Genomic DNA, 12788 nt, shown 5'->3' with positions numbered 1-12788 from the left:
CCTCATGGTCGGCATCCTGAGCGGGTTGCCCAGCGGTGAGCGGTCCGGGTTCGGCGGATCAGACTACGTACGGTGGTGATCGTGTCAGCGAGGTCGAGGAAGGCCTCGATAACGCGGGCCGGCGTTCGTAGCAGCGCGTGAGCCGGTGGAAGGCGTTCTGCCAGGCGTGCGTGCGCTCGATGTGCCACCGGTGGGCGGCCGGGACCGGCGTTTCGATCCCCTTGCGGGCGATCCGGCCGTGCAGACCGCGCTCGCCGAGCACGGCGCGGGAGTTGGCCGAGTCGTAGCCGGCGTCGAGATGGACGGTGATCTCGACGGGCAGAGCCCAAGTTGGCTCAGAAGATCGAGAGTTGGGGCCAGAAGCGGTGAGTCGTGGCGGTTTCCGCCGGCCAGGACGCGGCCGAGCGGGAGGCCGTAGCCGTCGGTCATGCCCGAGCGCTTCATGCCCCTGGTGGCCCCGGTCGACCGATGAGCGTCCGGCCGTTTCGCCGCCGCCGGGGGCGTGGATTTTGAGCCAGATTCGACCGTGCGGGCTCCCTTGTCCGGGTCAGTTTTCGCTGCGTTCGGCGAGGGTGTGGGCGATAAGGGCGTTGGCGTGCCCGTGGCCGAGTCCGTGCTCGGATTTGAGCCAGGCGACGAGTTCCATGTGCTTGGTCAGGGGCGAGGTGCGGATCAGTTCCTTCCACTGCTCGATCGGGCGGCCGTACTTCTTCTCGATCGACGGGAAGTAGCTGGCGGGGCCTTTCACCGGTGCGTTCATGACGGGGTGTCCTGTTCTGGGGGGTGAGTGGGTTTGGGGGTGCCGCCGCGGGAGCTGGGGCTACTGCCGAGTGGTCGGGGTTGAGTTGGCCAGTTTGGCAGCAGCCGCGGTGAGTGCGAGCAGGCCCAGGCCGGCTGCGGCAGTGAAGGCCGCGGCCGTGGCAGCGGAGGCGGCGAACCCTGCGAGGATCACCAATGGCAGGAGACGGTAGGTCAGCGCCCAACCGCGTCGGTTCCGGGTGGCGAAATGCCGTGCCAGCACGAGGAACGCGACGCACAGCATGAGGTAGCCCACCGTGCCGCTGAGCATGTGGACCGCTCCGTGCCCGCTCAGCCTGGCGGGGCTGTCCGGTGTGCCGGCTGGGAAGCCCGCGCCGGGGTCCGCCTTGAACACCCCGGCGAGCAGGAAGGAGGAGCCGAACACGCCGACCAGACGTGGCGCCCAGATGCCGTCGGCGGTGCGGCCGAGCGTTTGCCGCAGCCCCATCGCGCCGGCGATGACCAGCGTGCCGGTGACCAGGAAGCTGGCGACCTGGATCCAGCCGAGTGGGCCGAGGCTGAGCTGACTGATGGCGTTTCGGGTGAAGTCGAAGCCGGTGCGGGCCAGGCCCTCGATCACCCCCACTCCCAGGAACAGCGGACCCGCTGCGGCGCCGCAGGCCAGCAGGGCGCGGGTAGCGAGCAGAGTTGAGGAAGCGCGGCCTGTGAACGGTCCGCGAATCGCCTGCGCCATGCGAGATCCCCCTTGAGTCGAGACTCGATCTCAGAACTGGACTGTCCAGTACTGCGGAACTGGACGGTACAGTACCCACCGAGGAACTGGACTGTCCAGTACTGCATTGGCGCGAAGGAGGAGGCATGGAAGCGAACGAACCCTGGGGGCGGTCGGCCCGCAAGCATCAGGCGATCATGGAGGCCGCGACAGCGGTGTTCATGGCGAAGGGCTACGCCGGCACGAGCATGGACGACATCGCCAAGCTGGCCGCCGTATCCAAGCAGACGGTGTACAAGCACTTCGCCGACAAGGAGAAGCTGTTCGCCGAGATCGTCCTGGCCACCACCGACCGGATCGAAGCCATGATCGACATGGTGGCCGGCATCCCCGCCGACGCGCAGTCGCTGGAGGAGAACCTGCTCCGGCTGGCCCGCCAGTTCCTGACCACCCTCACCCGACCCCAGGTGCTCCAGCTGCGGCGCCTCATCATCGCCAACGCCGACACCTTCCCCGACCTGGGCGCCGCCTGGTACGAGCAGGGCTTCGAGCGGGTACTGGCCACCCTGGCCGACAGCTTCCAACACCTGGCCGACCAAGGCCTGTTGCGGATCGACGACGCGCTCCTTGCTGCCAACCACTTCTCCGGCCTGCTGCTATGGATCCCCGTGAACAAGGCCATGTTCCACGGGAGCCCACAGCACACCCAGCCCGAACTCGACCACTACGCCGACGCCGGAGTCCGGGCCTTCCTCGCCGCCTACCGGTGACGCCACCCACTGGACAGGCGCCCGGCGGCATGCGCATCGCCGGGACGCGCGGCCACGGCCGCGCCTCCGGCCACCGGCGCCCCGGTCGTAGCCCGGGCGCATCGCGGGAGTGGATGCCATGGTCCAGGCGACGACCGGGGCGGCGGCCCTCCGCTTGTCCCGGCCTGGGCCACGACAAGCGGAGGGCCGCCGTCCGCGCCGCGAATGGCCGGGAACCGCCCTGGGGACGGCGCGAGTCCGGTGGGAGCATGAGCGCTGCCAAAAGGTGGCGTCGGTCACCTCGATGACGTACAGGATGACGTACAGGGGGAATGATGCGGATAGGCACCCGTATGCGCGCTGTCTCGGCGGCGTTCGCCGTCGTCGCGGCGGGACTCACGTTCACCGCGGTCGGAACCGGATCCGCCGGCGCGGCGGGCTGCCCCTCGGGCGGTCAGGTGCTCGGGGCCATCCAGCCCATCAAGGTGGGCACGCAGACCATCGGCCAGTTCTACCTCGGATGGAACTGCAACGGCGCGTACACCGAGGTCAACCTGTGGAACACCAACTACGTCAACAACTGGAGCAACGGACAGGTCGACGTGAAGTCCAGCTCGAACTCGGCCGTGAACTCGAACAGACCGGTCCTCAACAACGGCACGTACTGGTTTGACGCCGGGTTCATTCCGGTGACCGACGTGTCGAACACCCGTGAATACACCGGCAATTGGAACTTCACCGCATACGGGCATTCCTGTTCCGGCCAGACCTCGACCTGGAACTTCTCCTACGGCGGCGTGAGCGGGAGCAACAACCACCCCTACTCGCACTGCAATTGAGGCTTTTGACCAGTCGCCGCGTCGCGTCGCAGCCGCCACAGCCTTGCCGGCGCGGAGGCCGCGCGAGGGCGAGGGCAGGGACTCCACACGTGCGCCAACGGTCCTAGCTGTCCGTGCCGGTGACGCGCCAGTCACCACTCGCTCGAGTCAGGTGCACGGTGACCGGGGCCACCGACTTCTTGTTGATGACCGTCCTGTTGACCGTGGTCACCCGGGCGGTGTTGTCACTTGGCAGGTCCGACGAGGCGATCTCCCACTTTTCCGCGAAGGAGCGCAGCTCGTCCGGAGCGCCCGCCCCTATAGCCTCTGCTTTCGCTTCCCTCATGCCTTCCTGGGTCCGGCAGGCGGAGAAGTCGTTCTGTTCCGGGGCGAGCAGGCCGCACATGGCCTCGATGTCGCCGCTGGACTGGGCCCGCACGAAGTCGAGCGCGGTTTTCTCGGCTTTCTGCCGGGGGCTGTCGGGGCTGCTCTGCGTGATCAGATACGTCCCGCCTCCGGCGAGGATCCCCACGGCGGCGACGGCGGCGACCCACAGCGCGCCGCTCTTCTTCGTCACCCGCTTGTTGTTGTGCTGGTCACGGCCGACCGCCACACCGCGCCGGTCGGCCGTGACGGGCGAGGCGACCGGCACGTAGCTCTCCTGCCCCGATGCCACCACCCGGACGTCGCCTTCCACCGCCCGGACCGCCTCCCGCAGAGCCCCCGGCGAAGGCGGGATCCTGGGCCAGGACCTCCCGCAGTGCGGCCGCGACATCCGAGCGCCGCCGCGCGTCCTGCGGAGCGGCCCGCAACGCCGGCACCGACCCGGACGCGGCCGGACTGACGCCCAGCCTCCCCACCACCAACTGGGCGACCGCGCTTCCCACGGCGGACGCGGTCTGCGTTGCCGCGCCCGCCGCCGACGCGGCCAGGAAGTCCCCCGTTATCGCCGCCGATCTCTGCGCCAATTCGACAAGATCCACCGTGTCCCCCTCGAACAGTGTCTGCGCGCAGTATCCGATCCGCCCGCACACGGCACAAGGACACAATCCGGCGTCCTGGCCCCTCTTCGAGTGAGGCGACCCGATGGACCCGCGTCGACTTACCCGTGGATTACTCGTGGCCCGGGAGCCTTCGTCGCGGGAGTCTCGTCAGCGGCCTCCCCGCCGAGGCCCGCGAGCAGGCGCAGGGCGTCTTCGGAGGCGCTGCCCGGGGAAGCCGACAGCACAAGCAGCTCCATGCTCGGCTCGTCCGGCAGCGCGAAGTTCTCCTGGTGCAGTTCGAGCGGCCCGACCAACGGGTGCCGGTACGCCTTGCGGCCGTGGGCACGTGCGCGTACGTCCGCACGCGCCCAGAGGCGGCGGAAACGCTCGCTGCCCATGGCCAACTCGCCGATGAGCGAGGTGAGTCGGGGCTCGTCGGGATACTTGCCCGCGGCCAGGCGAAGGTGGCCGACGCAGTCCAGGGTGCAGGTCTCCCAGTCGGCGTACAGGCCTCCTTCGGCCTCCTCGATGAAGAGGTGCCGGGCGACGTTCAGGTCCCGCAGCGGACGGCCGTAGAGCAGCCCGGCGAGGCGGTTGCCGGCGAGCACGTCGAGGCGGTGGTTCATGATCAGCGCGGGCGCGCCGGCCACCAGGTCGAGGACCCGAAGCAGCTCGGGCCTGACCCGCCCGCTCGGCGTCTTCGCGCGGCGGCGGCGCTGCCGGGCGAGCCGGTCGAGGTGCCCCCGCTCGGTCTCGTCGAGGCCGAGGACGCGCGCCAACGCGTCGAGGACCTGCTCGGACGGCTGGGTCGCGCGGCCCTGCTCCAGGCGTACGTAGTAGTCGACGCTGACGCCCGACAGGTGCGCGACCTCCTCGCGGCGCAGCCCTTCGACGCGGCGACGGCTGTCGGCGTAGATGCCGACGGCCCCCGGGGCGACCCGGGCACGCCGGGTCCGCAGGAAGCTCGCAAGATCGTCCATGTCCCCAGTATCACCTCGGTGGCGGCCGTGAAGGTGGCCCTGCCAGTACCAGGAACTCCGGTCCGACGGAAGAGGCGCCCCTGAACACCGGGGGCCGTGCCACCAAGAATCGAGGCATCCCCTTTCGAAGGAGTTCCCATGAAGACGCTGATCGTCCACGCCCATCCGGAGCCGAAGTCGCTCAACGGCTCGCTGAAGGACCTCGCGGTGTCCACCCTGGAGGGCGCGGGGCACGAGGTCCGGGTGAGCGATCTGTACGCGATGAACTGGAAGGCGGTCGTGGACGCCGCCGACTACGGTCTCGACGCCTCACGTCCGTTGCGGGTCGCCCGGGACTCGGGCCGGGCGTTCGACGCCGGGACGCTCACACCGGATGTCCGCGCCGAGCAGGAGAAGCTGCTCTGGGCCGACACGATCATTTTCCAGTTCCCGCTGTGGTGGTACACGATGCCCGCGATCCTCAAGGGCTGGGTGGACCGGGTGTTCACCTTCCACTTCGCGTACGGCGTCGGCGAGCACAGCGACACCAAGTACGGCGAGCGCTTCGGCGAAGGAACCTTGAAGGGCAAAAAGGCCCTGTTGTCGGTGACCGTCGGCGGTCTGGAGTCGCATTACTCCGCTCGCGGGATCAACGGCCCCCTTGAGGACCTGCTGTTCCCCATCCACCACGGCATCCTCTACTACCCGGGCATCGAGGTGCTGCCGCCGTTCGTGCTGTTCGGCACCGACCGGATGACCGCCCAGGACTACCCGGACGTGGCCAAGGCCTGGGAGCAGCGCCTGCTCACCCTGGAGTCGACCGGGCCCGTGACGTTCCGGCAGCAGAACGGCGGGGACTACGAGCTGCCCTCGCTGCGCCTGAAGGAGGGTCTGGAGCCGACAGGTGTCACGGGGTTCGGGCTGCACGTGCGCCGCTGAGCGGCGTGGCCGGGCGGCGTGCGTGCGCGAAGGCGCCACCCGGCCATGGGGGCGCGGCGTGCCCGCTCCGTCGGTGGCGCCGCGCACAGCGGATGCGAGAAGCCGTGCGGCACCCGAGCATGGGCTCATGGACGAGGTGAACACCATCAGCGCGGACCGCGAGGGCGCGGGGGCCGGCCGCGTGCGACAGCCGCTCGATGAGGTCCGCGAGGCCCTGGTCTCCTCGGGCTCCTGCCTGATGACGTCGGCCGCCGTCTCGCGCTGCCTCGGCATGGACGACGCGGGCTGGGCCCGGTTCGCCGGGCACTGGGAGGAGCTGGGCCCCGACCCGTACGCGGCCGAGACGGGGACGCGGCGACTGCGGCGATACGGGCGTTTCTCCTTGTCCCGGGCGGGAGACATCGCGGCGCGGCCGAACGGCTCCTTCATCCAGCCGGAGGAGAGCAATCCCCTGTACGTGGAGGTGGACCGCCACTTCGAACCGCTGACCGCCGCCTTCGAGGCGGAACCCGTCCTGGCGTCCTTGATCCGGATGCTCGGCCGGATCGCCTCGTGCCTGGACGACGCGGACGAATGGAACGTCAAGGTGCACCCCTTCAGAGTCATGGCCGAGGCCGACGGCGCGGGACAGCCCACCCCCGAGGGCCGTCACCGCGACGGCGTCACCCTGGTGACCTCGTTGCTCATCGACCGGGTCAACGCCACCGGCGGGGAGAGCACGGTGTACGACCAGGACGGTACGGAGCTGATGACCACCACACTCAGCCGGCCGGGCACCCTCCTTCTGGGCGACGACCGCGCGACGCTGCACGGTGTCTCCCCGATCCGCCCGCTGGACGCCTCCCGCCCGGGCCACCGGGACGTACTGGTCACTACGCTGGCGCCGCGCTGAGCATGCCGTCCGGTCCTGGCGGGCGGGCGGTCGCCCGCACGAGCCGGTCCACCACCCCGCTCGGCCCGGCGCCGTTCCCCGCCCAGGCGCGTTGGCGACGAGCTCCGTCCCCCTGCTCGGCCAGCCGCCGCAGGAACGCGGTGACCTCGTCGAGGTCCCGGTACCGTTCCAGGACCGGCCGGACATGCCGCACCATCTCCTCGGCGAGCTGTGCCACGGGCCGCACGCGCCCCGTCAGGGCGTCGAAGCCGCTGCCGCTCCAGCCGTCCCGGGCCGCCCGCCAGCACGCGGCCCGCAGCACTTCGCCGCTCCACGGCCGCCCCGGGTCTCCGCGCCGGACGCTGTCCAAAGCGGTGACGACCAGACTTCGCAGCAACACGGTGAGGGCGACGGCGTCGTCGACGTCCTGCGGCACGTCCATGGCGCGGATCTCCACGGTGGGGAGCCTGGGATTGGGCCGCAGGTCCCAGAACGGCATGCCGGGCCCGAGCATCGCCTCCGTGTCGGCGATCGTGACGGCGAGACTTTCGTTCTCCTCCAGGGAGGCCGCGTAAGGCGGTGGTCCCAGGCACGGGAAGCGGCTCCTGATGACCGAACGCCAGCTGGCGTACCCGGTGTCACGGCCTTGGTGGAACGGCGAGTTGGCGCTCATCGCGATGAGCAGCGGCAGCCACGGCCGCAGGTGGTTGATGGTCAGGACGGCCAGTTCGCGGTCGGGCAGATGCACGTGGACATGCAGGGCGCTGATGGCGAAGTCGTCCATCATGCCGCGGTACTGCTCCTGGCCGGCCCGGTATCGCGGGTGGTCCCCCACGTGTGGTGGCCCGTCGTCGCTGAGCACGGGCGTACCCGACGCGCACAGCGCCAGCCCCTCGGCGCGGGCCGCGCTCACCAGCGCCCCGCGCACCCGCGTCAGGTGGTGGCGCACCTCGTTCGCCGTCCGGCACGGGGGCGTGCGCCCTTCCACCTGACACTCGGCGAACTCCGGGGCGACGAGGTCCCCGACGGCCCCGGCGGCGCGCGCGGCGACCCGCGGGCCACCCGGCACCGCCAGACGTGTCCCGGGATCGATGAGGAAGTACTCCTCCTCCACACCGATGGTCGGCGGATCAATGGCGCCCTCGACGGCCGAACCGTCACGCGGATGAGTGGTCACCCCTCCAGCATCACCCGAAACCCCACGCCACACGCGCCAAGTGCCGACGCCGACACGCGCGATCGGCCCGCGGGGGGGCGATGCCCTGAGTCGGTCAAAGCCTCGGGCGGGCGACGCGGTGGTCCTGGTCTGTCGGACCCAGCGCCTAGGCTGTCGCAGAGATCGATCAAGGAGCAGGGCAGTGCGAATAGAGCGTCACCAGGTGGGCGAGGGCGTCGTGTCGGCGGCGGGCGAGGACTTCACGAACCGCATCGGGGGCCGGGTGCGGTCCATGTCGCGCGGTGACCGGATGACCAGCTACACCTGGCAGTTGATCGCCGACGACTTCCTCGACTACCTCGGCGCGCTCTCGGTGACGACGCCCGGCCTCGACACCCCGGAGGCGATGGCTGCCCTCAAGGACGCGTCAGAGGCCGCGGCCGGCGCCGTCGCCTACGCCGCCTATCACCCGCACTGCTCCTTCCAGGTCTTCCTGGAGTACGTGAACTTCGGCATGAGCTACGACCCGGGCGACGACGCGCCCGAGGAGAGCGTCACGCCGCGGGAGTGGGTCGAGGCGCTGTGCCTGGCCGTCCTCAGGGACCGGGCCGCGTGGCACGGCGAGGCCTTTCATTTCGCCCGGGCCAAGTTCGCGCGGCAGGCGCAGGGCACGCCCACCGGTGAGCTCGCGACCGCGCTGATGGCCGTGGTCCTGGACGACACCGGAGACGACGAGGAGTATCCGCCGAGCGCGCGGGCCAAGCTCGCCGCCGTCGACGCGGCTTGGGACCGGCTGCGGGCTCGCGCGCAGGAGAGCGGTGAACCTCTTCTGGACCGGCCGGACAGCACGGCCCTGCGCACCCTGCGCGCCCTGGCGGCCGAGGACCGGGATGCCTTCGACGCCGGGCTCGCCGACCTCCTCGTCGGACACCGGGCCATTCAGGGCCCCTCTGCCCCCGCGCGCTCCCTTCTCCCGCTCATCCCTCTCGCACTCGGCGCACTCGCGTACCGGACGCTCGGCTGGGCGCCTGCCATCCGCACCGGCTACCTCCCGCACGCGCTGATCACCGGCTTCGAGACCCGCAGCCCCCGGGTGGGCGGGTTCGGCCGCGACCGCCGGGCGGATGCGGCCGCCGCGCTCGCGGCGGGCCCGCTCGTGGTGGAACGACCCGCCGACCAAGGGACCGACGACGGTCGGCTGAAGGCTCTGTACGAGCGTTCCCGGCGCGAGGCGTCCACCCCCTCCGCCACCGGTCAGATCCGGCAGGACACGGCTCCCGGCGCCGGAAACTGGCAGCAGGCGGTCGCTTTCGCCCTGATCAGCGGTGTACGGGAGGAACTTGCCCCGCTCGTCCTCACCGGCCCCGGCTCCGACGGCTCCGCGTTCAGCGCGTACCGCGAAGCCCTCCACGCCTACCTCATGGGCACCGATCCCGAAGCGGCCGCGCGGCGAGCGGTGGAGTACACCGAGCAGACCAAGGACTGGGGCTTCGCGATGCCGCCTGCGGTCCTGCTGTCACAGCTCGTCGAAGGTGATGAGGAAAGTTTCAACCTGGCCTTGGCCGACGCGCTCGAAGCCCACCGCGACTACTATCGCGTCGCCGATCGCGCGGACGATCCCGAGGCCTCCCTCAACCTCGACATTCTCGCGCTCGCCTGCCATGCCCGCCGCCGAGGCTGGACGATCCGAGTCGAATCCGCCTACCTCCCCCAGGCGCTTCTGGAGGCCGCGCGACCTTTCGAGGCATGACGTGACGGCTCCGCGCGGGGGGCGGGAACGCATTGAGGGGGGCGCTCCGTCCCCCGGCCAGGTCGGCCGGGGGACGGAGTACACGGGTCAGCCCCTCAACAAGGCGTTCAACAGGCGCTGTTGAGCGCGACGGCGTCGATCCTCTTGCCGAAGTTGGTGTCGTAAGCCATCGCGTAGTCGCCGATGTTGACCTTGCGGAAGTCGCGCGGCTTGTAGTCGATGAAGCACGCGCGGACGTTGGCGTAGAACGAGTACACGTGGTCGTGCAGGTTGGGCGGCATGTCCCGGTAGCCGTTGGACGGCATCCACCGCCAGGGGGTGCCGGAGTAGTTCCTGTCGTGCCAGAAGCAGACCTCGCCCGCCGCGCACTGCGCGGCCGCCCGCTTCAACGCGGCGGCGCTCGGGGCGCGTTGGGGCGCGGGGACGCGGGCCTGAGAGGGGTTGGCCGCGCCGGTCAGCGCGACACAGGCGGCTGCAACCACCACGGCCAGACTCTTGCGGATACGCACGACGTAACGCTCCTTCTGCTGAGGACTTCATGTGCCGGCACGATGCCTTGCCCGACCAGTCCAGCACCCGACCCCGCCGAGACCACGGCACCGGGCAAAAGAGCACCCGTACGGCCGGTGGCACGGGCAGTCAGGGGGCGCGCGGGGCGCGGCCGTCGCGCCTTCGGGCCGCCCCACGGCCAGAGAAAGCGACGCACAACGTGCCTGGCGGGAGCAGGAGTTGGCCTCGGGCGCCGGAGTTGTCCCCTTTCAGTTTTCAGTGGAGCGGATCTTTTGTTACGTGGTCGATGATGCCCGGCCCCCCCAGCCCACATCGCACGGGACTCCGCGCCGCCGACGTCCATCGGAACGTGAACGGGCGCGGGGCGGTGGCCGGTTGCCCCGGGCCCACGCCCGCTCATGTCACCCCCGCCGCCCCCGCCGAAGGACCCGCAAACTGTGCGCCGTCATGGGGAATGCGGCTTCCGCCTTGAAGCGGGACGTCTTCCCGTCCGCCGACGGGTCCGCCGTGTCCAGTACCAGGTGCCACTCCTCGCCGAACGCCGCCGGCGGCACGCGGAAGTCGACGGGCTCGTGGAAGCTGTTGAACAGGAGCAGGAACGTGTCGTCGGTGACGGGACGGCCCCGCGCGTCGCGTTCCATGGGGTCGTCGGCACACAGGTACACCGCGAGGACGTGTGCGTCGTCGCGCTTCCAGTCCTCGTCGTCCATCTGACACGCGTCGGGCCGCAACCAGACCACCTCGGCGCGCTCCGGCGGGGTGCCGGGGGTGGGGCCGACGGGGAAGTGGCGACGGCGCAGCCCCGGGTGGGCGTGGCGCAGCGCCACCACGCGCCGGGTGAAGTCGAGCAGTCCGCGCCGCTCGTCGTCCAACTCCCAGTCCACCCAGGAGATTTCGTTGTCCTGGCAGTAGGCGTTGTTGTTGCCGTTCTGGGTGCGGCCCAGTTCGTCACCGTGGGCGAGCATCGGTACGCCCTGGGAGAGCAGGAGCGTCGCGAGCAGGTTGCGCTGCTGGCGCAGGCGCAGCTCTCGTACGCCGGGGTCATCGGTCTCACCCTCGATGCCGCAGTTCCAGGACCGGTTGTCGTCGGCGCCGTCCCGGTTGCCCTCGCCGTTGGCCTCATTGTGCTTGGTGTCGTACGAGACGAGGTCGCGCAGCGTGAATCCGTCGTGCGCCGCCACGAAGTTCACGCTTGCCCTGGGCCGTCGCCGGTCGTGCTGGTAGAGGTCGGACGAGCCCGTGAGCCGGGACGCGAAGTCGGCCAGGGTGCCGCCCTCGCCCCGCCAGAAGCCGCGCACGGTGTCACGGTACTGGCCGTTCCACTCCGACCACAGGGAGGGGAAGTTGCCCACCTGGTAGCCGCCGTCCCCGATGTCCCAGGGTTCGGCGATCAGCTTGACCTGGCTGATCACCGGGTCCTGCTGGACCAGGTCGAAGAAGGCCGAAAGCCGGTCCACCTCGTGGAACTGCCGCGCCAGGGTGGCCGCGAGGTCGAAGCGGAAGCCGTCGACGCGCATCTCGGTGACCCAGTACCGCAGCGAGTCCATGATGAGTTGCAGGACGTTGGGGTGGCGCATCAGCAGGGAGTTGCCGGTGCCGGTGGTGTCGAAGTAGTGCGCGGGGTCGTCGTCGACGAGACGGTAGTACGCCGTGTTGTCGATGCCCCGGAACGACAGCGTGGGGCCCTGCTCGTTGCCTTCGGCCGTGTGGTTGAACACCACGTCCAGGATGACCTCGATCCCGGCGGCATGCAGAGCCTTCACCATCTCCTTGAACTCGACGACCTGCTCTCCCCGGGTGCCGCCGGCCGCGAAGCCGTTGTGCGGCGCGAAGAAACCGATGGTGTTGTAGCCCCAGTAGTTCGACAGGCCCCGGTCGACGAGGAACCCGTCCTGCGTGAACTGATGCACCGGCATCAACTCCACCGCTGTGACGCCCAGTTCCTTGAGGTGGTCGATCACCTCGGGGTGCGCGAGCCCCGCGTACGTACCGCGCAGTTCCTTGGGCACACTGGGGTGACGCATCGTCAGGCCCCGTACGTGGGCCTCGTAGATCACCGACTCGTGGTAGGGGTGGCCCGGGCGCCGGTCGCCCTCCCAGTCGAAACCCCGGTCGGTCACCACCGCGAACATCCCGTGTCCCGCGCTGTCCAGGCCGTTGGGCGTGCCGGGGTGCTCCGGGTCGGCGGTGAGCAGGGAGGGGTCGCCGTCGAGCTGTCCGTCCACGGCGGTGGCGTACGGGTCGAGCAGCAACTTCGCCGGATCGCAGCGCAGCCCCTCGGACGGCCGGTACGGGCCGTGCACCCGGTAGCCGTACCGCTGGCCGGGGCCCACGCCGGGCAGATAGGCGTGCCAGACCGATCCGTCGGCGTCGGTGAGCGGCACGCGCCGCTCGTCGCCGGCGTCGTCGAAGAGGCAGAGTTCCACCCCCTCGGCCACCTCGGAGAAGAGGGCGAAATTGGTTCCGGCGCCGTCGTGAACAGCACCGAGCGGATAAGGACGACCAGGCCACGTCTCCATGACCGTATGAAAACACGAGAGCACCGGGCGGCCGTTCCCGACGCGGCGGGGCCCTGGAGCCTT

Annotated in this window: 12 protein-coding genes and 1 pseudogene; 5 read left to right on the top strand and 8 right to left on the bottom strand. The window is 70.2% G+C overall.

Annotation, left to right across the window (positions count from 1 at the left end; all coding sequences use genetic code 11):
- Nucleotides 1–2 precede the first annotated feature (2 nt).
- The 3 genes and pseudogenes from ACFYM2_RS11870 to ACFYM2_RS11860 all read right to left on the bottom strand — a co-directional run.
- Nucleotides 3–502, bottom strand: a pseudogene (locus ACFYM2_RS11870) (transposase); the annotation flags it as partial.
- Between the two features lie 45 nt (nucleotides 503–547).
- On the bottom strand, nucleotides 548–760 hold the full coding sequence (locus ACFYM2_RS11865) for a DUF4287 domain-containing protein (RefSeq protein WP_388835508.1): 213 nt from the start codon (nucleotides 758–760) through the stop codon (nucleotides 548–550).
- Nucleotides 761–820: 60 nt separating this feature from the next.
- Entirely contained in the window at nucleotides 821–1492 is a 672-nt protein-coding gene (locus ACFYM2_RS11860) for a DUF998 domain-containing protein (RefSeq protein WP_358997528.1), read from the bottom strand.
- A 125-nt stretch (nucleotides 1493–1617) separates the two neighbouring features.
- On the opposite strand from ACFYM2_RS11860, the gene ACFYM2_RS11855 reads away from it, so the two are divergent.
- Entirely contained in the window at nucleotides 1618–2241 is a 624-nt protein-coding gene (locus tag ACFYM2_RS11855; protein ID WP_358997525.1) for a TetR/AcrR family transcriptional regulator, read from the top strand.
- 332 nt (nucleotides 2242–2573) lie between these two features.
- Nucleotides 2574–3059, top strand: a complete 486-nt coding sequence (locus ACFYM2_RS11850; RefSeq protein ID WP_388835505.1) for a hypothetical protein — start codon at nucleotides 2574–2576, stop codon at nucleotides 3057–3059.
- A gap of 103 nt (nucleotides 3060–3162) precedes the next feature.
- On the opposite strand, the gene ACFYM2_RS11845 is transcribed toward ACFYM2_RS11850, so the two are convergent.
- Both ACFYM2_RS11845 and ACFYM2_RS11840 read right to left on the bottom strand, forming a co-directional pair.
- On the bottom strand, nucleotides 3163–3735 hold the full coding sequence (locus tag ACFYM2_RS11845) for a hypothetical protein (protein WP_388835502.1): 573 nt from the start codon (nucleotides 3733–3735) through the stop codon (nucleotides 3163–3165).
- 405 nt (nucleotides 3736–4140) lie between these two features.
- Complete coding sequence (locus ACFYM2_RS11840) at nucleotides 4141–5001, bottom strand: helix-turn-helix transcriptional regulator (protein ID WP_388835499.1); 861 nt, start codon at nucleotides 4999–5001, stop codon at nucleotides 4141–4143.
- Nucleotides 5002–5139: 138 nt separating this feature from the next.
- Here ACFYM2_RS11840 and ACFYM2_RS11835 point away from each other — a divergent pair, with 138 nt between their 5' ends.
- On the top strand, nucleotides 5140–5919 hold the full coding sequence (locus ACFYM2_RS11835) for an NAD(P)H-dependent oxidoreductase (RefSeq protein WP_388835496.1): 780 nt from the start codon (nucleotides 5140–5142) through the stop codon (nucleotides 5917–5919).
- A gap of 127 nt (nucleotides 5920–6046) precedes the next feature.
- Nucleotides 6047–6811 (top strand): 2OG-Fe dioxygenase family protein, encoded by a 765-nt coding sequence (locus tag ACFYM2_RS11830; protein WP_358997510.1) that lies wholly within the window; start codon nucleotides 6047–6049, stop codon nucleotides 6809–6811.
- Here ACFYM2_RS11830 and ACFYM2_RS11825 read toward each other — a convergent pair.
- Nucleotides 6792–7967 (bottom strand): glutamate--cysteine ligase, encoded by a 1176-nt coding sequence (locus ACFYM2_RS11825; protein WP_388835493.1) that lies wholly within the window; start codon nucleotides 7965–7967, stop codon nucleotides 6792–6794. The two genes, ACFYM2_RS11830 and ACFYM2_RS11825, sit on opposite strands and share 20 nt — an antisense overlap.
- Before the next feature lie 181 nt (nucleotides 7968–8148).
- On the opposite strand from ACFYM2_RS11825, the gene ACFYM2_RS11820 reads away from it, so the two are divergent.
- Nucleotides 8149–9696: an immunity 49 family protein gene (locus tag ACFYM2_RS11820; protein WP_388835491.1), complete on the top strand. Its 1548-nt coding sequence runs from the start codon at nucleotides 8149–8151 to the stop codon at nucleotides 9694–9696.
- 107 nt (nucleotides 9697–9803) lie between these two features.
- Here the strand turns inward: ACFYM2_RS11820 and ACFYM2_RS11815 are convergent, their stop codons facing one another.
- On the bottom strand, nucleotides 9804–10205 hold the full coding sequence (locus ACFYM2_RS11815; protein ID WP_358997504.1) for a peptidase inhibitor family I36 protein: 402 nt from the start codon (nucleotides 10203–10205) through the stop codon (nucleotides 9804–9806).
- A gap of 402 nt (nucleotides 10206–10607) precedes the next feature.
- Nucleotides 10608–12725 (bottom strand): glycogen debranching protein GlgX, encoded by a 2118-nt coding sequence (gene glgX / locus ACFYM2_RS11810; protein ID WP_388835488.1) that lies wholly within the window; start codon nucleotides 12723–12725, stop codon nucleotides 10608–10610.
- Nucleotides 12726–12788 lie beyond the last annotated feature (63 nt).

The organism is Streptomyces sp. NPDC006711, assembly GCF_042869775.1.
Lineage (GTDB): Bacteria > Actinomycetota > Actinomycetes > Streptomycetales > Streptomycetaceae > Streptomyces.
Note: the sequence above shows the minus strand (reverse complement) of the source record. Positions and strands in the feature narration are given on the sequence as shown.

Bases quoted from the DNA above. Each gene is read 5' to 3' on its own strand.
- ACFYM2_RS11865 (WP_388835508.1), bottom strand. From the start codon at position 760: ATGAACGCACCGGTGAAAGGCCCCGCCAGCTACTTCCCGTCGATCGAG.
- ACFYM2_RS11860 (WP_358997528.1), bottom strand. From the start codon at position 1,492: ATGGCGCAGGCGATTCGCGGACCGTTCACAGGCCGCGCTTCCTCAACT.
- ACFYM2_RS11855 (WP_358997525.1), top strand. From the start codon at position 1,618: ATGGAAGCGAACGAACCCTGGGGGCGGTCGGCCCGCAAGCATCAGGCG.
- ACFYM2_RS11850 (WP_388835505.1), top strand. From the start codon at position 2,574: ATGCGCGCTGTCTCGGCGGCGTTCGCCGTCGTCGCGGCGGGACTCACG.
- ACFYM2_RS11840 (WP_388835499.1), bottom strand. From the start codon at position 5,001: ATGGACGATCTTGCGAGCTTCCTGCGGACCCGGCGTGCCCGGGTCGCC.
- ACFYM2_RS11835 (WP_388835496.1), top strand. From the start codon at position 5,140: ATGAAGACGCTGATCGTCCACGCCCATCCGGAGCCGAAGTCGCTCAAC.
- ACFYM2_RS11830 (WP_358997510.1), top strand. From the start codon at position 6,047: ATGGACGAGGTGAACACCATCAGCGCGGACCGCGAGGGCGCGGGGGCC.
- glgX (WP_388835488.1), bottom strand. From the start codon at position 12,725: ATGGAGACGTGGCCTGGTCGTCCTTATCCGCTCGGTGCTGTTCACGAC.